Source organism: Paenibacillus gallinarum, assembly GCF_014836635.1.
In the GTDB taxonomy this organism is placed as follows: Bacteria; Bacillota; Bacilli; order Paenibacillales; family Paenibacillaceae; genus Paenibacillus; species Paenibacillus gallinarum.
In genome coordinates, this window is record NZ_JACSQL010000009.1 from 110,169 (window position 1) to 130,108 (window position 19,940).

The following is a 19,940-nucleotide window of genomic DNA, read 5'->3' on the forward strand; positions in this document are numbered from 1 at the left end:
CCATTTTACCAAACAAACAGTCCTACAACCATTGCCGTTAAACTGGATACCAGCAGTCCGCTTGCTAACAGTAACCAAGTATATTTTGAAATGAAATTCGCTCTTTTATCTCCGAATAGAGCCTGCATACTGCCAAGAATAATACCGATCGTTGTAAAGTTACAGAAAGATACAAGAAACGTAGAAATAACGGCTTCTGTATGTGGAGTTAAGCCTGACATGATCTCACTTAGACTTGTCATGGCAACAAATTCATTTAAAACGATTTTCTCACCCATTAACTGACCGACTGTGAAAATTTGTGAGAAGTCTACACCCATTAAAAAGCTGATTGGTGAGAAGATGACACCAAAGATATTTTGAAGCGTGAGCTGATCATGAAATAATCCCAAAATCGTATTGATTGCGGTAATCAGGGAGACAAAACCAATCAGCATAACGGCAATAATTAATGCCAGTTTACCGCCAGTCATCATACTTTTAGAGATCATATCGAAGAAGTTACCTTTTTCCGATTTGGACGGCGTATACACAATATCCTCTTCTTCCGTAACACGATACGGATTTATGATAGAGGTAATAATAAGTGCTCCAATTGCATTCAATGGAATGGCTGTCAGTACGTATTTAGCGTCTAGCAGCTGTAAATAGGAACTTAGCATCGGTGCACTAACACAGGACATACTGATCATCGAAACGGTTAACAGCCGTTTGTCGCTCATTTTATTGAGCTGAGTACGTGTTACGGCCAAAGCCTCATTATTCCCAAGAAACATAACTTGTATCGAATAGAAACTTTCGAAACGTGGCGTTTTTGCTATTTTGGAGAATGCCCAACCGACCGCATTAATCAGAGCTGGCAAAATACCAAAATGAGTTAGGATATCAAAGAATACAACAACAAAGATAATCGGCATAAGTACATTCATAAAGAACGTATAGGCAGAGCCGTCAAGAGGAGCAAAATCTCCGAACACAAAATTGACACCAGACATGGAACTATCAATTAACCATAAGAAAAAGTCAGAGATCCAGGTAATCACTTGTCCGCCAATATCGGTCGATAACATAAACCAGGTTGTGACTAATTGCAGAATGAACAAGATGATGATGGGTTTTAGGGCGATTTCCCTTTTTTTGAATGACAAAAGATAGCTTAGCCCTAATAAGACAATAATTCCAACGAGGTTTATCAAAAAATACATTTTGGTTTTGCTCCTTCTGATTATCTAGGATGTGTAACATTAAAATATTTTTCTCTAAAAATAAAAGGGAGAAATAAATAAATGATATTAGCCTTATTTGTCTAATAAAAAAGAGAAACCCAAGAACTACCATACTCTTCCATGAGTAGATAATAGTTCCTGGGTTTCTGCAAGAAATCAGACTCCTACAATATACATAAGAGAATGAAACACCAATACATATCACTGCTCATAGTCGAAACCTTTAAGGGGCTCGGTAGAAACTTGCAGGCCATATCCCTGCGATTATATGAGAGAAAAATTATTAATTTTTTAACGTTTGGGTTGAATTATAGCAAAATATTAAAAATTAATAAACAAGTTTAATTAATTATAGTGACATAGTGCATTGTATCCCCTTACATTTCTTCATTGCTTTCTCTTAGATTCTCTGTTAAAGTTTAGATAGTTAATATTTAGACGTCTAAATATTCAATATGAAGATAACTTTTTAGTTATAGGAGGCTTTTATAATGGGAAAATTAGATAATAAAGTAGCGATCATCACGGGTGGTGCTTCCGGTATTGGGGAGTCCATGGTGGATCTATTCGTACAAGAAGGTGCAATCGTCATTGCTGCAGACATCAATGAGGCAGCACTTGAAAAAGCAAGCCAAAAAGAAAATGTATATGGAATGAAATTAAATGTTGCTTCTGATGAAAGTTGGAAAGAACTAGCTAAAGAAGTAAATGATCGCTTTGGTAAAATTGATATCCTTGTTAACAATGCAGGTATCTCTTCTGAGAAACCTTTCGCAGAGATCAACGAAGAAGATTGGCAAAAAATGCTTTCCATTAATGGATTTGGACCATTTGCAGGTATGAAACATGTAACTCCTTACATGGCTGCTCAAAAGAAAGGTTCGATCATTAATATTTCTTCCTACACTGCAATTATCGGTCAAGGATTTAACCATTACTCTGCTTCTAAAGGTTCAGTACGTGCTTTATCTAAAGCAGCAGCTACAACTTTTGGACGTCAAGGTATTCGCGTAAACGCTTTGTTCCCAGGAATCATTGAAACACCGATGACTAAAAACTTGAGTACTTCAAAAGATTTGCTAGATCGTTTGGTACAAGCAACTCCGTTGCAACGTTTGGGTCAACCTAGCGATATTGCACAAGCTGCTCTGTTCCTAGCTTCGGATGATTCTTCCTACATTACAGGATCTGAAATTGTTATTGACGGTGGATTCTCTGCTCAATAATATAGTAACCAGTGTGACAGCTCTTACATTATTATTTAAGAGCTGTCATGTATAACCGAGGAGGATTTTATGGAAAGACAACCCTTTTTTGAACTTATACATAATATGGATAAGGTCACTAATCAATTGATTATCCAATGGAATAAAACATTTAACGAAGACCTCGGTATTTCACAGATTATTGTGCTCGGTCATTTGAAAATGAATGGAAAAAGCCGGCCATCTGACATTGCAAAAACTTTGGGACTTACGCCTCCTACGCTCAGTTATTTATCAGATAAACTGGTAAAGAGAAAGTTCGCTACCCGATTGACGCATGAGGGCGATCGTCGAGTGATTTATTTAGATATTACAGACGAAGGTGTAGATGTCTTGAATAGAGCAACACAAGCAGGTGAGAAACTGCGCATGAATCTATTCAAAAAGTTAACAGACCAAGAACGGGATCAATTAATGAGTCTATATCGAAAGCTAAATAGTGAAGAGTAATGCTAGAACCTCATTTACCCCTCAGTAATATACTGTAAACCCTTGTATTTTCTTGTATTTTAATTCCCCTTGAAAGTATAATTCATAAACAATAAAATGACAGCGCTCTCCCTTGATATCCTTCTACAATTATATTTACTACTTTATTTAATATATCGGAATGGTAGGCATCTTTTTTTACAATTACTCGTACTTGAATAATATATAAAACCCTCTTTATTAACCGGCAATACCCTAATTGCCACACCTATCTGCACTTCCTCGGCAAGTCGTATAATAAACTTTCTCCATCTTTTGATATTACCGGTTAGCCCTATTTCTAAGATCATCTAGAAGGACTATTTAACTCAGATCATGCAAAAAAATGTGGTGTAAAGCCAAGCCGGTGGGTAAAGAACATTAGATTATTTACGTGATAAGCAAAGAATGGATGGAAAGGGTATACTACAGAACAAGAAGTGTTCTAAAGGCCAAAAGAGGGGATGAAATCATGAATAAAAAAGAAACCTCAGATGCAGGCTGGAATTATGACAACAGTTACTGCCGTCTGCCTCAAATTTTCTATACCCACCAGAACCCTGAACCGGTACGTTCACCACATTTGGTTGTATTTAATGATGAACTAGCGAAGACTCTTGGACTAAATGAACAGGTGCTGAATAGTGATCAAGGTGCAAACCTACTCGCAGGTAACGAAATCCCAGAGGGAGCTTACCCGCTCGCTCAAGCTTATGCAGGTCACCAGTTTGGGTATTTCAACATGCTTGGGGATGGACGAGCTGTGCTCATTGGGGAACAGGTCACACCAACGGGAGAAAGATATGATATCCAGCTGAAGGGATCAGGCAGAACGCCGTATTCAAGGCAGGGAGACGGCTGTGCATCGCTTGGACCTATGCTACGTGAGTATATCATTAGTGAAGCGATGCATGGTCTTGGAATCCCGACAACCCGAAGTCTTGCCGTGGTGAAGACAGGCGAGCTGATTATTCGTGAAACCTATCTGCCGGGCGCTATTCTAACGAGAGTAGCAGCAAGCCATCTGCGTGTAGGAACATTTCAGTATGCTGCCCATAGAGGAACGAAAGAGGATTTAAAAGCATTGGCCGACTACGCTTTACAAAGACATTTTCCAGATTCCGCTGATGCGGAGAGCCCATATCTCCGTCTGCTTCAGGAAGTAATTCAACGACAGGCCCTTCTTATAAGTAAATGGCAGTTAGTCGGCTTTATTCATGGAGTGATGAATACCGATAATATGACGATCAGCGGAGAGACCATTGATTATGGTCCTTGTGCATTCTTGGATGATTATGACCCGGCAACTGTATTTAGTTCCATCGATCGGGAGGGACGGTATGCATATGGAAATCAACCAAGTATTGCGGGGTGGAATCTCGCAAGATTAGCAGAAGCCTTACTACCTTTGCTGCATGAGGACACGGAGCAGGCGGTGAGTCTAGCCCAGGACGTACTAGCTGAATTCCCTAAGTTATATCGTCATCACTGGCTGGCGGGAATGAGAGCAAAACTCGGAATGTATACGGAAGAGCCGGAGGATGAATCCCTGATTGAAGATCTGCTTACGATGATGTACAAGCAAGATGCCGATTACACCAACACATTCCGTTCCCTAACTTTGCAGCAGCCTGAAGATGTGGCAATGTACGGAAGTGACGAATTCAATTCTTGGTTTGAGCAGTGGCAGACAAGATTAGGCAGACAGCCAGAAGAAAAGGCTGAAGCGTATGAGCTGATGCGCCGCAGTAACCCTGCCGTGATTCCTCGTAACCACCGGGTAGAAGCTGCATTAGAGGCAGCAGTAAATCAAGCAGACTACAGCGTTATGGAGCAGCTGCTAGATGTTCTTAAAAACCCTTATGCATATACAGCTGAACAAGCTGAATTTGCTGCACTTCCGCCGAAATCAGCTGTACCGTACCGAACCTATTGCGGGACCTGACGGTAAACACCAAGACAGTACTATTATCATATGAAGCTTAAGGAACAGGATATGTAACCCGCATGTTATATGGGAATGTATCCTGTTTTGCTGTAGAATTCGTGACAGAAGGAAAAAAAGAGTATGATAGAGTAAGAAGAAAGATGCATGATACAAAGCAATAAATAACGGGTAGAGAGCAGGATAAAATGGAAATGATAGAGAACAAAAAACAACGTTATCGCTTTAGCGAAGCACCAATATGGGACTTGTCGCGAGCTTATTATGAAGAAAAGGGAATGAAGGCATGGAATAATGACCAGGTCCCTCAATATATAACGAGTAATCCAATGATTGCTACAGCTTATGCAGAAATGATATTTGGTTTTCTCCAAGATCGGGCCGGGCAAGGACATACCACAGAGCCGGTTACGATCGTAGAGCTGGGAGCTGGAGCAGGACGCCTGGCTTACCATGTACTTCTCGAGTTGTATAAACTCAGGGACTATGCGGGAATATCGTTGCCGCCATTCCGTTATGTGATGACGGATCTTGCCATGAGTAATGTACTTGCATGGAAGGAGCATCCGGCACTGCAATCTTTTATTCAGGATGGTGTACTTGATTTTGCGAAATTTGATGCCGTTCAAGACACGGAACTGGACCTGGTAATGGCAGGCATCACCGTTAGTAAAGGAGATGTAAAACAACCTTTACTGGTTGTGGCCAATTACTTCTTCTGCGGAATCCCTCAGGAATTACTTTATATTCAGGACGGGAAAATATATGAAGCTGATGTTTTTGTGGAATATCCTGAACATATGGATACACTGAAACCGTCTGAAGTATTAGATCAAATATCTTTGCGTTATGAACATAGGAGAGCACCTGAGTATGAGCAGGAAGCTTATCCTTATCGTGATGTCATTGCAGTTTATCAAGAGGAATTAGAAGGATCACATATTTTATTTCCTGCTGCGGGACTCACTTGTTTAGAACGTTTGAATCAGTTGTCACAGGAAGGTTTTGTATTAATTACGGCGGATAAAGGAGAGCACTTACTCGACTACTGGAGATTCTCAGAACCGCCGGAACTCATAATGCACGGAAGTTTTTCATTAACGGCTAACTATCATGCACTTCAACAAGTTTTTGAACAGAGGGGAGCCGAGGCATTATTCTCCCCGCACCACTATCGTAATATAAATGTGGGCTGTATTCTCCAACTAGATAATCCAAAGGAATATTCAAATACAAGACTGGCATATCGCCGGTTTATTGAGCGGTTTGGTCCAGATGAATTTTATAGTATGAAAGAATGGGTCGATCAAAGAATAGACAGCATGGGATTGCAGCAAATTTTAAGCTTCTGGCGTCTCGGTGGATACGATGCAGAATTCTTCATTCAGAGTGCAAAACAGATTAGTAGTCTGCTGCCGGAGGCAAGAGATGAAGAACTGCTGGATATCAATAGAGGTATCGAGATCATGTGGTCATCGTACTATGTGATGGAACAGCGCTATGACTTAGCGCTGGATGCAGGATTGGTATTGTTCGAGATGGAGATGTATGAAGAGTCCAAACAGTACTTAGAAATATCGATCCAATTAAGCGAAGATGAGGAAGAGATTGTATCTACCGTCTTCTATTGTTTAGCCATTTGCTGCTTTGAGTTAGAAATGATTGAAGAAGCACTTCATTACCTCAGAAAACTGTTAGAACTTGAACCAGACCATGAAGAAGCTTTAGCCTTATTGCAAGGGTTTGAACAATAGTCTTTTCAAAAGACAGGTCCATTTGGATCTGTCTTTTATTATTTAAAAGGGTATATTTTACATCCGGCGAAATGTATATGAATAAAGAGGAATGTTTAGGAGGATATATACATGGAGACGCTAGCTAAACTAGAATTGCATCCCTTATCTGAGATCGGAAATTTGAAAGTTCACGGAAGAACGACAGGACGGCTCTCACCGCTCACGTTATTCTGGACAGGGAGTGCAGTTGAATTCAATGTAAAAGGCTCCGAATTATGGGTAGAAGTAGAGGCTGATTACGATACATATGAGCCTTGGATCAGTATCCTGATTAACTCGGTTCCTGTGAGCAGACAAATGATAACGGCAGGGAGAAGCTTTATTTGTGTATTTAGAGGGATGAATAAAGATGTTGTAAAAAATGTGCGCATTGTGAGGGATATGCAAGCGATGAGTGGAGATCCCGGTAGTTCACTGCAGATTCATGCTGTGAAGTCTGACGGAGATTTTCTGCCTGTGGAAGAGAAGCCGTACAAAATTGAATTTATTGGGGACAGTATTACATCGGGAGAAGGAGCCATTGGTGCGAGAACGGAAGAGGATTGGATCCCGATGTGGTGCAGTGCAATTCACAATTACAGCATGATGACGGCTAGTAGGTTACATGCGGATTACCGAATTCTCTCTCAAAGCGGTTGGGGTGTCCTTACAAGTTGGGATAATAATCCACGTGCAAATATGCCCGATTATTATGAGAAAGTATGCGGCATTCTCACAGGGAAGAAAAATGAAGCTTTAGGGGCCTTTGAGGAAAATGATTTTGAATCATGGCAGCCTGATATTGTGGTGGTGAATCTTGGGACGAACGATGGAGGAGCATTCTATTCTCCAGAATGGAAGGATGAAGTAACGGGGGAGATCCATAAACAACGATTGAATGAGGATGGTTCCTATCACGAGGAAGATTTACAATCCTTTGAGAATGCAGCGGTGCGTTTTCTCATGAAGATTAGAACGTATAACAAACAGGCAAAGATTGTATGGGCTTACGGGATGTTAGGGATACCGATGATGCCTGCCATATACCGAGCGGTTGATGCATATAAGCAGAAAACAGGAGATCAGAACGTCTCTGTATTCCAACTGCCAAATATGACAGAACAAACAACGGGCGCTCGAAGCCATCCAGGAGCAACAGCTCATGAAAAAGCTGCAGAAGAGTTATCCGCTTATATCCGAGATCTCCTATAAAGACTTAGCTAAAAGGCATCCTCGATGGATGCTTTTTTTCAATTGTATAAAATTGGATGTCTAAAATCGCGCCTAAATTATAGTCAGCAGATTCGACTTTACTTATAATAGTAACTTAGCGTGATATGCTAATTAAATCCAAAAACCTTATAACTGCTATCTTTTATGGTGAAAGTTAGAAAGAGAGATATTATTTGTTTCAGATCTTGCTGCTTAATTTCTTGTTTTTACTCTTTCCAGTCCTCATATTTCTGATCTTTTTTGAAAACAAGCCCTTTTGTAACATTCGTTACGTTTTTGTGGCTCTCTCGGCAGTAACCATGAGTCTTTGTATCATCATGCCGATTCGCTTAGAAACCGGCTTTATTTTTGATCTGCGATATATTCCTTTTATTATTGTTGCTTTATTCGGAGGGTACAGAAATGTTTTCCCTTTATATATTCTGCTGAATATTATTCGCTTCTATGTGGGGGGAGAAGGTACAATCCATTCCCTTCTTTTCTCGACGGGTGTACTGATTCTGGTTCCGCTCTTCAGTAAGAGGTTTACGAGATTGGAATCTAAAGGCCGTATGATCGCTGCAACATGCTTCTCTTTCTTGACCATGGGATGTTATCTTATCTCTTTAGCTTGGGTTATTAAGGATTTAGATCATAAGTTCTGGATGCTTGTTGTAAATGCACTCGGAACATATACTCTTGTAATGCTGATCATTATGATTCTTATCGAGAAAATAATTGCAAATATTAAGGGACGCGACCGCATCCTTTACTCAGAAAAGTTAAATGTTGCCAGTGAACTGGCAGCTAGTGTATCTCATGAAATAAGAAATCCGCTTACGGTAACCAATGGGTTCTTGCAATTATTAGCGAAATCCCAAACCGTAACAGAGCAAGAAAAAAGATATATTAACTTATCTTTGCTGGAACTGAAGCGGGCAGAGAAGATTGTAAGTGATTATCTCTCTTTTGCTAAACCACAATCGGAAAATATGGTTTATTCCAACATGAGAGAAGAGGTAGATTACACCCACGAAATTATTATGCCCTATGCCTTGTTACATAATGTCGATGTGAGGCTTACATTTAATAACACGTTAAAGGCACATTACGACCGGAACCAAATCACGCAGTGTCTTATTAATCTATACAAAAACGGGATTGAAGCCATGACAGAAAAGGGCGGCGGAACGCTTCTCATCGACATTTCGGAGAAAAAGCAGAATATTATGGTCCGAATTGAAGACACGGGAATTGGCATGACCAATGAAGAAATTTCACACCTGTATAAGCCTAGATATTCGACGAAAGAAGAAGGAACCGGTCTTGGAATGTTGATGGTTTACAGTACCTTGAATAAGGTGAAGGGTAACATTGAAGTACATAGTGAAAAGGGCAAGGGAACTACCTTTCTATTAACGATACCCGCCTCAACCGTTGAGACTTTTGAAATGAATAAGAAATAGAAAAAGACGAAAGGAACGCATACAGCTGCGCGTTTTCTCTCGTCTTTTTTATATGGCTTAGATTTTATTTGTTTCCTTTACGGACTTTCAATTGCTTTCCTTTTATGGTTGTATCCTTCATCATTTCAAGCACCTGCGGTCCTTTGCCATTCAGAATTTCCACATCGGTTACATGATCGTGAATCGTAATAATACCAATATCGTCCGCAGTGATCCCATCCAGTTTCGCAATGGTTCCTACGAAGTCTACCGCTCTGAACTTTTTCTTCTTGCCGCCATTGAAGTTGAGCTTCATGATCTGATCATTCAACAGCTCACGCTTATTCTTCTTAAGTTCTGTACGCACATGTAATTTTTGTTCAAATTCTTCTCTGCGAAGGTCAACGGCTTCCTCGGAAGGAGCTTTGATCTTAGGAATCTCAAACCCAATATAAGCTTCAATATCCGCTAAACGTCTGCCGTCTCTAGGAGTAACGAAGGTAATCGCTTTTCCTGTCTTGCCTGCACGCCCTGTACGACCTGTACGGTGAACATAACTTTCTTTTTCCAGTGGGATGTCGTAGTTAATAACATGCGTGATATTCGTGATATCAATCCCTCTAGCTGCTACATCGGTAGCAATCAGGTAACGGAATTGTCCTCTTCTGAAGGCATTCATCACTTCAAATCGTTCTTCTTGTTCCATACCGCCGTGAATCCGATCGCATGGATATTCAAGCTCAGCAAGTTCTCTGAACAAGGAATCGACATGCTCCTGAGTACGGCAGAAAATAATACAGCTGTCCGGGTTCTCGGTTACGAGTACATTTTCTAGAAGAGCGAGTTTGTCTCCCTCTTGTACTTGAATAAGAGTATGTTCAATCGTTGATGTAGTAATCCCGGTTGCTTTAATTTCAATTTCGGTTGGACTGTTCATATACTTACGAGATAGCTTGGCTACATCTTCAGGGAAAGTAGCGGAGAATAACATCGTAACTCGATCCTTCGGTAGTGCCTGAATGATGGACTGAACTTGTTCAATAAAGCCCATGTTCAGCATTTCATCGGCTTCATCAATGACGAGATAAGCGATTCTTTCTAGCGCAAGTGTTCCTCGTTCAATATGATCAAGTACGCGTCCAGGTGTACCGACCACCATGTGAGTCCGTTGTTTTAATTCAGCCTTTTGCATATGAAACGGATGTTTCCCATAAAGCGGGGTAGCTTTGATCCGCTTGAAGCGGCCAATATTCGTGATATCTTCCGTTACCTGTAGGGCAAGTTCGCGAGTTGGCGTCAGAATGAGAGCCTGTGGCTTATTTTCGTTCCATTCTACTTGCTCGCAAAGGGGAATACCGTATGATGCGGTTTTACCGCTACCTGTTTGTGATTTGGCTACCAAATCTTTATTTTGAAGTACGACAGGAATGACTTCCGATTGAACCTCTGTTGGCGTTTCATAACCTAGGCTATGAAGTGCTCTTATAATTTCTTCACTTAAAGGGTAATCTGTAAATTGCTTCTGACTCATTCTCAACCTCTTCTGCACTAATTTTGTCTCTAATCTAACCTGTACTTATACAGTATACTCTATTGTTTGATTTCTCTCTAATTCTTCACCACATTTCATTTAATACAAGAAATAGATCTAGAGTCATATAAACTTTTGATAGGTGTAGTCCTTACGAATTAAAAATAGTGGGGTCAAAAAAGAAAATATTTGCATATTTTAATAAAATTTAATGTTAACGACCTATATGGAAATTGTACAATCCGTTCCGATAATAAAAGAGAACCGTAAATATATTTTCTTTTGTAAGACCAAAACTTAATAGGCAAACCTATGGAAACATAGGGACGCAAAGCTATAGGGACTACGGCCAAAAACTATTGTCAGCCAGCTGCCAAAGAGTGTACTCCACTTTTTGATATAAGAAGGTATAAGAATGAAGAGTTCATTTCTTATGCTTTTTTAGATGCGTACAAGTTGCTCTTTAGGGGTAGCTTTTTTTGTGCAAATTTTAAGGGTTGGAGAATTACGCACAACACATCAGGAGGTAGAGAGTATGAAGAAAATGATAGTAATCGCTACATCAGCGGCAATGCTTCTCAGCGTGTTAAGTGAGACGAGTTATGTTATGGCAAATGAAGTACAGGCTTCAAAACTAGCAAAAAGCGTAGCACAAAGTGAGGTTGGTTCAATAACCAAAGCAGCAGTAGTTCCTTTTGATTTATATGGGCAAGATGTATTACATACGTACAATAGTGTTTATAAAATGGATAATGCAAATATCACATCGATCACAAGTAATGGCGGTAACTACCCTGGTTCTCAGATCAATAAAGCAATTGACGGAAATATGAGTACCCAATGGGAAACCGGAAAACCGAATAGTACAACGTTTACGAATGAGGTCGTATTTCAACTAAATGAAATAACGATGTTGGATCGAATGGTGTATGCAGCTAGACAGGATAGCGCGAAAGGAAAAGGATTTGCGCAAGAATTTGAGATTTATGGATCGACTACAGACGAGGGAAGTAATTTTACATTAGTAACTACAGGGGAATACATAGGTTCGACAGGAAATGTTGTAGAAATTAAATTTGCACCAACCGCGTTTAAGAGAATCAAGTTTGTATACAAAAAGGTAAATCAAGATTGGGCAAGTGCAGCTGAGTTTTCTTTTTACAAAGAAGATGCTGTATCTAATAAAATGGAAAAATTGTTTACGGATTTCAATCAAAATCAAGTATCTGAGGAATTTAATACAGAAGAAAAATTGAAATCGTTAGAGGAAAGTGTGAAAACACATCCTTTATACGAATTATATAAAGAAGATTTTGAGAATGCCAAAATATTACTAAGCGAAGATAAAATAGAAGCTACAAAGGCAGCAACGAAACCGGTTGATTATTACTCTAATGAAGAATATTCTGAGTTATTTAGAATGAGCAATGATAACATTAAGAGTTTCAAAAACAATGGTGGTAACTACGCTAGCCAAGTATTAAAAAATGCGTTTGATGGGAATGTAAACACGTATTGGGAAACCAATAGAAGAAATACAGCTGACTTTGCAAATGAAGTGGAAGTAGAATTTAACGAACCGGTAACACTGAATAGAATTGTGTACGGAGCAAGACCCTCTGATCGTAAAGGATTCGCTCAAGAGTTTGAGATCTATGGTTCTAAAACCTCAAAAGGCGACACTTATGAACTCGTAGCAACAGGAATACATAGTAAGGTATCTGGTTTAGTGGAAGCTAAATTTGAACCTACTGCGTTTAAACGCTTGAAATTTGTATTCAAGAACTCAGATCAAAACTGGGCAACATTATCAGAATTAGCTTTCTATACAGAAGATGAAATTGGAAATGTAATGGAAGACGATCTTTTTATCGATGGAACAAAGAGTGCCGTGGTTCCTGAATATAATTCCATAGACAAAATAAATGCACTGGAAGACAAGGTGAAGTCACACCCGCTATATTTTGTTTACAAAGAAGATTTGGAATTAGCGAAGAAGCTAGTAAGTGGCGAAGTCGATATGGAAGGGAAAATCGTCAAGGCTGAACAGCGCGGGGATATGAGAAAGCATGCACAGCAAAACCTGCGTATGAATTTCGGAACGAACAGTCAGCCTACAGGTCTTGTTGCTACGCCAGGCGATACAATTACGGTTTATGTAGATGCGCCAAGCGGTAGTAAGGTTCCTTCTCTAACCTTTACACAACAAGAAGGTTCATGGAATAGATGGTCGAGCAGCGTATCTCTTAAATCAGGAAAGAACGTAATTACGGTGCCAACCATTTCACAAGATGGCTATCATCATGGAGTTGTTAAAGGCGGTACTATTTATATCCAAAACCCATATACACCCGAAGAGCAGGGAGAAGCTCCAGTGCTTCGTTTCGAAGGTGTAGAAAAGATCCCGATGATGACTTTAGATACAGATCCGGAACAGTTTAAAGAAGAGTTGATCACTTATAAAAAGAAAATAGATGAGGATGTAGCAGCACATCCTAATGTGGCTGATCGCCAAGTAGTCAATGTTGTGGAAATGGCCAGCGACCATGTGATTTTTACAGGAACGGCTACTGAGGCTTACAACCAGTTTATTACCAAAGGCAATAACCCGATGGATACAGTAACTGGTTATGACGTATGGATGAATCAGATTTTCAAAAATTATGGGCTAGATGGAAGCAGTGAGACGAACGATCCAAAACGGATGCGTGAAAATATCCGTCTGATGCAGCCGTATGGTGCGATGTACGCAGCAGGTGATCATACCGGGATTCAAAATGGAAGTGTGGCAGTGATGCTGTCTGATTTTAGTGAGGTTGCTCCAGGATGGGGACTTAACCATGAAATCGGTCACCGTCTTGCAATCGGAGAACGGGAGTACGGGGAAGTTACAAACAACATGGTATCCATGTTGATGTCAGTTGAAGCTCACAACATGAATAACAGCAATGCGATTGATAATCGCATTCCGTTTGAAACCATTTATAACTATGTAATTGAAGAAAATAAAGTGACGATGGATTCACAAGGATTATTTGCGCGCTTAGGTGCTTACTGGCAGCTCGAGCTTGCTTACCCAGGATACTGGAGTGAACTGTCCAAGATGTACCGTGAACAGAAGGTTTCACTTACAAACGGCGATATTTCTAAACAGCAGTATTATGTGGAATTTTCTTCTGAACTACTTGGCTATGACTTAAGCAGCTATTTTGCTAGACATGGTTTCACTGTTACAGATGAGACTAGAGTAAAGACAGCTAAGTATCCAGAACCTAAGAAACTTTGGTACTTAAACAATTCGGTTCTTCAATATGAAGGGACAGGAATTGAAAATAAAGATGCATCGGGTTCAGTGCAGGTCAGTATTGCTGTAAATGCTTCAGCACAGAAGAACACCTTAAACATGCGTATAGATGAGAAATATCAGAATGATATCTTAGGTTATGAAATTTATAGAGATGATATCCTGGTTGGTTTCACAAGCACAAGTCAATTCATTGATTCAAATGTAGATGCAAGCGTCAATCATACCTATCAAATTATTGTATATGATAAAAAGTTAAATCCATTAAACCCAATTGAATGCAATGCATTTCAACCTAAACTATCAGTAGAAGATCATGTAACCCTGAAATTAAACCAAACTTTTGATCCGATGGATTATGTTAGAGCCGTAAATTATCAAGGAAAAGAGATTACAAGTGAAATTGTTGTTAGATCGAGCAATGTCGATGTTACGAAAAAAGGAAGCTATAAAGTTGTGTACGAAGTTCAGAGCGAAGGAACGACTTTGACGAAAACAGCGAATGTAACCGTAATAAGTAACTTTGATTATGCTTCTGATCTGACTGCAGAATCGGCTAGAGTAGGTTATGGTCAGTTCAAAAAAGATACTGCGCCAGGTGGCAATATGATCACTCTTCTTAGACAAGGACTTGAGGCGACATATGCTAAAGGGATTGGTGCACATGCTAACTCTGAGGTGGTATACGATATTGAAGGCAAAGGATATGACTTCTTCGAAAGTTATATCGGCGTTGATTACGCTACGGATAGAACAAAGGCTTCGGCTACATTTGAAGTTTATGTAGATGGTGAGAAGAAATTTTCCAGTGATGTGATGAAAGCAAGCTCAGAGCATGCATTCATAAAAGTACCGGTTACAGGAGCGAAGAAAGTTACGCTTGTGACAACCGATGCGGGTGATAACAATACACATGACCATACGGTATGGGCTGATGCTAAATTTACGACGGCTTCGAGTGCACCTGAACTTTCCATACCTAAATCCGTATCTACTAAAGTAGGTCAAGAAATGGTGATTAGTGCAGATTATTCGGCCGTTGATGCAGAAGATGGTGATATAACTTCCGAGGTCATCGTTACGGGAGAAGATAAAGTTAACTTTAATAGAGCGGGAGAATACCCGATTACTTACACGGTAACAGATCGTGATAGCAATACAGCCACGAAGACAAGAACCATAGCTGTTGTAGACATGAAAGATTATACGTATTTAACGGATTATGAATGGAGTTCCACGCAGAATAGTTATACGGCTCCGCTGAAAGACATCTCTATTAGTGCGAAGACGTTACGATTGACGGATGAGAATAGTAGCGAAGTATCCTACACAAGAGGCATTGGTGCACACTCTAATTCTACTATTGTATATGATCTAACGGACAAGAATTTCGATTACTTCACCTCTTTTGTCGGTGTGGATCGTCAGATGTACGGTTCTGTAGGGTCTGTCAGCTTCGAGGTGTTTGTAGATGGAGAGAAGAAATTTGATAGCGGGCTCATGAATTCAAAAGCTCCGCAGAAATTTGTAGAAGTTGATATGAATGGAGCAAAAGAACTTAAGTTAGTCGTTACCGATGGTGGGAATGGAAATGGGTCTGACCACGCAACATGGGGAGATACAAAACTTCATTTTGCTAATGCCAATCGCTTGTTTACGGATGAGCTTGAACAAGTAATTCAAGAAGCGAAAGCTTCTATTTTAGAAGGATACACTTCGGAAAGCATAGAGGTGTTCACATCCAGTTTAGCAAGAGCTGAAGAAGTCCTCGCTAATCAGGAGGCTACTCAAAATGAAGTGGAAGCAGCGATAGCAGCTTTGAAGAGCGCAAAAGAAGGTTTGAATCAGATAGACCTTACTCAAGTGATAACGGTAAAAGACAGCTATTTAAGTGACACGATTAAGAAAACGTTAGGTGTTAACGGGGAATTAACACTAGGTGATATGTATAATCTTACTTCATTAACCTGTGTGCCTGGGGGAAGAGATCGAGTTCGTTCTCTTGAAGGGTTAGAATATGCCGTAAATCTAGAGACCCTTACGATCAGTGGAAATGAAGTCACAGATTTCTCTCCACTAGGCGGATTGGTGAAACTTAATAACTTCACTCTGGATCCTCAATACGTGGAAGTAGCACAATTAAATGGACCTGTTGTTGAAGTGGATAATCTCGTTACAGGGATAGATGGTAATAAAGTAATCCCTTATACAGCGGTAATTCGAAACAATAAAACATTCAAAGAGACAGCGCTTGATGTTAGTGAATGGTCACAAACCCCTGAAAACTTCACCTTTGATCTAACGAATGAAGAGAAGGGATACTATACGTTTGTAGTGGCCTACAAAGTAGAAGGCAGCCTGGTACAATTAATGTATATCATCGATAATAGTAAGTAAGGAAATTCAAAAACAAGAGCACCCCGCAGGGTGCTCTTGTTTTTTGGGTATTTATGAATTGAACTCTACAGCTTTAGTTAGCTCTAATGGTAAAAAGGCATATACGCCTTCTTTACGAATCGTACATTTTCGTACAGGAATAGGTTGCTTGAATATAGGGCCGTCAATTACCGTGGTGTGAAACTCTCCACCTTCCCCGCATGGATCAATACCGCGGGCCTCCAGTTCATTTATATAGTCATGAGTTAAGGTTCTTCCTAAATCCTCTTCTCGCATGCCTAAAGATAGATTGACCGTAACTACAATTGTAGTAAAGCCAAGGTCAATAAATTCTTCCACCGCTTCCCGGTGATCCATTTCCCATAGCGGCATACCAAGCCCTAAACCTGCGTTTTGCGTCACTTTCTCATGCCAACAACCATGAGCAGGCACATCTAAATCTCCTGTGACCAGAACTTCTGCTCCTTGATTCTTAGCTTGTGTAAGGAGTTCCATAAATACAGCTTCGTACCCTTCCCAGCTTGCAGCAGCCGTAAATACCGGCAGTCCGATCGAGTCAGCTTGAGCTTGAATAAGTTCGGGAGGCATGCCGTGGGATCGGGATCGTTTTCCTTCCTCTTCTAACATGACAATGAGCCCAACAGCTTTTCCTGTTTGCATCCCTTTATACAGAGCAAGAACGCTGTCTTTGCCGCCGCTAAACGAGGCAATAAAGGGGCGACCGACTGCACCGTTTTTCCAATCTTTTATTTCCTCCACCGTGCTCGTCCTCTCTTGATTTCTATTCTATGTGCTTCATTCTATCACGTTATAGCAAGTGGACTTGAGAATAAGCTTGTCCATGCTAGAATTTCCTTATAATACAATATATGATATGAATTGTAACTTTTATGTTTCATATCATCTAGTGTGCTATCATATACGAATTTATTTTGATGAAGCAAAAGGGGGTGAAAAATCATGATTAGAAGGGCAACTCCTTATATCTTGTTCATTGGACTCACCTGTATCGTTGTGGATGGTCTCTGGATTGTGGAACATTACGATACGTATGTTACGTATCCGGCAGAAGCGTTCATCTACCTCATCCTCGGACTTAGCTTAACTTTAGCTGCTCATCTGATCATTCTGCTTGGACAGAGGCAGGTGACACCGAATGGAATAAACAGCAAAGCAAGGGGAGGTAAGAATCACCGAGTTTTTCTCCAAAAAATATGGGCAGATGGCGAGAAAATAGCAAATAGAGCATTTTTGATTTTGCTTGTCTTCTTTATCCTCCTCGCTATTTATGATTTAGGGTTGGCATTACGCCTGCTGAATCCTGTCATTTTCATAGGGATGACCGGTTATTGGTTTTTGGAGATTGTGCAAGAAGAACCGGAAGATCAAGCATCGACCGACCTTGAACCGAAAAGCCATAGAGTTCGATATTTACTGAAACGAATTGATTATCGAAGACATCCCTTTAGTATACCGCTGATTCTGTTCACTCTGATTGTTTTCACCTTTTTATTATCTAAGCAATTTGGATTTACCTTGGGCTTAGAGACAAGCGGGAACCCCTACTATGTTATGAGTTTACCTTCAGGGACATTTATTACGGGTGGTTTCGTTTTTGCTTGTGGTTTTATTTATATTTTTCAGCATGGTGACTTCTTAGGGATTCGCCAAGCCAAACAGAGTGATTATAAAGTAATGCGACTTCATTTTTTTGAAATCATCATATGTGGCTCTACCTTTTTTATCTGGTTACTCATTCTGGTTGATGCTTTGTTCACTAGTTACTAAAAATAGATGAAGAAATGTAGGGGGAATTTACAAATGAAAAATATAGTCCAACGGATCTCGGTTATGCAAAAGCAGATAAATTTTTCAGGGTCAATATATGTGAAGCAAAAGGAGTCGGTTATTGCTGAACTTAGTTATGGGTATGCAAACCGTTCTGAAAAAATTAAAAATCAGCCGAACACTAGATTCGGCATCGCGTCAGGCTGCAAAATTTTTACGTCGATTGCTATAGCGCAGCTCGTAGAGCGAGGTGTACTGTCTTTTACAGATAAGCTTACGGAGTGTCTTGATATCCCTTTTCCTAAGTATGATAAGGACATCACAATTCATCATCTGCTCACTCATACCTCAGGTGTTCCCGATTATTTCGATGAAGAAGTGATGGATGATTTTGAACAATTGTGGGTGACTCGTCCCATGTATCATATCAGACAGCTGCGGGATTTCTTGCCGCTCTTTCAGAATGAAGCGATGAAATCACTACCGGGAGAACGGTTTCATTACAACAACACGGGCTATATACTGCTTGGGCTTGTGGTGGAGCAGGCTAGCGGGCTCCCTTTTAGTGACTATGTAAAATCCTATATTTTTGATCGGGCTAATATGAAGGACTCTGGTTATTTTGAAATGGATGCTCTGCCGGAACGTACAGCGCTCGGGTATATTGATGCGAAGGATGGCAGCTGGAGAACGAATGTATACTCACTTCCGGCGAAAGGCGGTCCGGATGGGGGAGCGTATACGACTGCGGCGGATATGGTCCAGTTGTGGGATTCACTGACCCGCTATCAGCTGCTGAGTCAGGAACTAACCGACCTAATGCTACATCCCCATATAGAAGCAGGAGACGACACTTATTATGGCTATGGGGTGTGGATCGGGACGTATGCGCAGGATAAACGAAAATTTGTGCTGATGGGGTATGATCCGGGCGTTAATTTTAGAGCAGCATTCTACCCGGACCTTTCCCTGAAGATTGTCGTTTGTTCCAATCGATCAGATGGAGCCTACGATATCATTTCGGAAATTGAAAATGAACTTACATAAAGTCAAAGAAGTATCGAATGAAATAAGACCGGTGAGGTAGCTCAGTGAGTATGAACCTGAATATGAAGTGTGAGAGCGTAGAAATGATCTGAAAATACAGCAGCGAAAGGGATCTCTTAGAGGAGGTCTCTTTTATTTATGTGTTCACCCACTTGAAAATATTGTAAATAAATCGGAGTAGTGATATGATTGAATTATACATATGATTTAAGTTACTTAAATCAATTAGTGGGGAGGGAAATAAGTTTGACCAACAACAATATTAAAGTGGGCGTCTCAAATAAAGAAGGTCAGCTTGGATTTCTTTTTACCAAAGGCGGGCTTCGTGAAGGCGCAGGTCGAAAAAGTATAGGAGTAACGAAAAAGGTATCGCTGACCTTAACGGAGGAAATGTGGGAGCAGTTTGAAAAACATTGTGCGGAATTAGGATTATCTAGATCAGAAGCGATACGCACCATGATGGAGCAGAATTTTTCATCTAAATGAATCAATTTCATAATACCTTTAGTTCATATAACATAGTTTAGAGAGGCTGAG

General features: G+C 40.3%; 13 protein-coding genes and 2 riboswitches. Of the genes, 10 read left to right on the forward strand and 3 right to left on the reverse strand.

From position 1 onward, the window contains the following. Positions 1-5: 5 nt before the first annotated feature. A complete protein-coding gene (locus H9647_RS17905) occupies positions 6-1,205 on the reverse strand; it encodes a NupC/NupG family nucleoside CNT transporter (protein ID WP_191802491.1) in 1,200 nt (399 codons plus the stop codon). A 212-nt stretch (positions 1,206-1,417) separates the two neighbouring features. Beyond that, positions 1,418-1,518: riboswitch (purine riboswitch) on the reverse strand. A gap of 199 nt (positions 1,519-1,717) precedes the next feature. Here H9647_RS17905 and H9647_RS17910 point away from each other — a divergent pair. The 6 genes from H9647_RS17910 (at position 1,718) to H9647_RS17935 (ending at position 9,357) form a co-directional block, all read left to right on the forward strand. Beyond that, positions 1,718-2,452 (forward strand): SDR family NAD(P)-dependent oxidoreductase, encoded by a 735-nt coding sequence (locus H9647_RS17910; protein WP_191802493.1) that lies wholly within the window; start codon positions 1,718-1,720, stop codon positions 2,450-2,452. Between the two features lie 69 nt (positions 2,453-2,521). Then, the gene (locus tag H9647_RS17915) at positions 2,522-2,941 is read left to right on the forward strand and encodes a MarR family winged helix-turn-helix transcriptional regulator (protein WP_191802494.1); all 420 of its coding nucleotides are present in this window, start codon (positions 2,522-2,524) and stop codon (positions 2,939-2,941) included. Positions 2,942-3,428: 487 nt separating this feature from the next. Then, positions 3,429-4,904, forward strand: a complete 1,476-nt coding sequence (locus H9647_RS17920; protein WP_318245337.1) for a protein adenylyltransferase SelO — start codon at positions 3,429-3,431, stop codon at positions 4,902-4,904. A 194-nt stretch (positions 4,905-5,098) separates the two neighbouring features. Then, positions 5,099-6,658 (forward strand): tetratricopeptide repeat protein, encoded by a 1,560-nt coding sequence (locus tag H9647_RS17925; protein WP_191802498.1) that lies wholly within the window; start codon positions 5,099-5,101, stop codon positions 6,656-6,658. Positions 6,659-6,769: 111 nt separating this feature from the next. Continuing rightward, a complete protein-coding gene (locus H9647_RS17930; RefSeq protein ID WP_191802500.1) occupies positions 6,770-7,891 on the forward strand; it encodes an SGNH/GDSL hydrolase family protein in 1,122 nt (373 codons plus the stop codon). Positions 7,892-8,229: 338 nt separating this feature from the next. Beyond that, the gene (locus H9647_RS17935) at positions 8,230-9,357 is read left to right on the forward strand and encodes an ATP-binding protein (protein ID WP_225229386.1); all 1,128 of its coding nucleotides are present in this window, start codon (positions 8,230-8,232) and stop codon (positions 9,355-9,357) included. A 64-nt stretch (positions 9,358-9,421) separates the two neighbouring features. On the opposite strand, the gene H9647_RS17940 is transcribed toward H9647_RS17935, so the two are convergent. Next, on the reverse strand, positions 9,422-10,867 hold the full coding sequence (locus tag H9647_RS17940; RefSeq protein WP_191802504.1) for a DEAD/DEAH box helicase: 1,446 nt from the start codon (positions 10,865-10,867) through the stop codon (positions 9,422-9,424). 293 nt (positions 10,868-11,160) lie between these two features. After that, a riboswitch (cyclic di-GMP riboswitch) is annotated at positions 11,161-11,245 on the forward strand. Positions 11,246-11,402: 157 nt separating this feature from the next. On the opposite strand from H9647_RS17940, the gene H9647_RS17945 reads away from it, so the two are divergent. Beyond that, positions 11,403-16,568 (forward strand): NPCBM/NEW2 domain-containing protein, encoded by a 5,166-nt coding sequence (locus tag H9647_RS17945; protein WP_191802506.1) that lies wholly within the window; start codon positions 11,403-11,405, stop codon positions 16,566-16,568. Positions 16,569-16,619: 51 nt separating this feature from the next. On the opposite strand, the gene H9647_RS17950 is transcribed toward H9647_RS17945, so the two are convergent. Further along, the gene (locus tag H9647_RS17950; RefSeq protein ID WP_191802508.1) at positions 16,620-17,327 is read right to left on the reverse strand and encodes a Dph6-related ATP pyrophosphatase; all 708 of its coding nucleotides are present in this window, start codon (positions 17,325-17,327) and stop codon (positions 16,620-16,622) included. Positions 17,328-17,528: 201 nt separating this feature from the next. On the opposite strand from H9647_RS17950, the gene H9647_RS17955 reads away from it, so the two are divergent. The 3 genes from H9647_RS17955 (at position 17,529) to H9647_RS17965 (ending at position 19,889) form a co-directional block, all read left to right on the forward strand. Continuing rightward, entirely contained in the window at positions 17,529-18,356 is an 828-nt protein-coding gene (locus H9647_RS17955; protein ID WP_191802510.1) for a hypothetical protein, read from the forward strand. A 33-nt stretch (positions 18,357-18,389) separates the two neighbouring features. Then, positions 18,390-19,403 (forward strand): serine hydrolase domain-containing protein, encoded by a 1,014-nt coding sequence (locus tag H9647_RS17960; protein WP_191802512.1) that lies wholly within the window; start codon positions 18,390-18,392, stop codon positions 19,401-19,403. Positions 19,404-19,649: 246 nt separating this feature from the next. Continuing rightward, on the forward strand, positions 19,650-19,889 hold the full coding sequence (locus H9647_RS17965; protein ID WP_191802514.1) for a ribbon-helix-helix domain-containing protein: 240 nt from the start codon (positions 19,650-19,652) through the stop codon (positions 19,887-19,889). The last annotated feature ends 51 nt before the right edge of the window (positions 19,890-19,940 follow it).

What these genes read in the sequence shown, in the direction of transcription:
- H9647_RS17925 (WP_191802498.1), top strand. Translation starts at nt 5,099, where the DNA reads ATGATAGAGAACAAAAAACAACGTTATCGCTTTAGCGAAGCACCAATA.
- H9647_RS17960 (WP_191802512.1), top strand. Translation starts at nt 18,390, where the DNA reads ATGAAAAATATAGTCCAACGGATCTCGGTTATGCAAAAGCAGATAAAT.
- H9647_RS17915 (WP_191802494.1), top strand. Translation starts at nt 2,522, where the DNA reads ATGGAAAGACAACCCTTTTTTGAACTTATACATAATATGGATAAGGTC.
- H9647_RS17905 (WP_191802491.1), bottom strand. Translation starts at nt 1,205, where the DNA reads ATGTATTTTTTGATAAACCTCGTTGGAATTATTGTCTTATTAGGGCTA.
- H9647_RS17930 (WP_191802500.1), top strand. Translation starts at nt 6,770, where the DNA reads ATGGAGACGCTAGCTAAACTAGAATTGCATCCCTTATCTGAGATCGGA.
- H9647_RS17935 (WP_225229386.1), top strand. Translation starts at nt 8,230, where the DNA reads ATGCCGATTCGCTTAGAAACCGGCTTTATTTTTGATCTGCGATATATT.
- H9647_RS17940 (WP_191802504.1), bottom strand. Translation starts at nt 10,867, where the DNA reads ATGAGTCAGAAGCAATTTACAGATTACCCTTTAAGTGAAGAAATTATA.
- H9647_RS17945 (WP_191802506.1), top strand. Translation starts at nt 11,403, where the DNA reads ATGAAGAAAATGATAGTAATCGCTACATCAGCGGCAATGCTTCTCAGC.
- H9647_RS17910 (WP_191802493.1), top strand. Translation starts at nt 1,718, where the DNA reads ATGGGAAAATTAGATAATAAAGTAGCGATCATCACGGGTGGTGCTTCC.
- H9647_RS17955 (WP_191802510.1), top strand. Translation starts at nt 17,529, where the DNA reads ATGATTAGAAGGGCAACTCCTTATATCTTGTTCATTGGACTCACCTGT.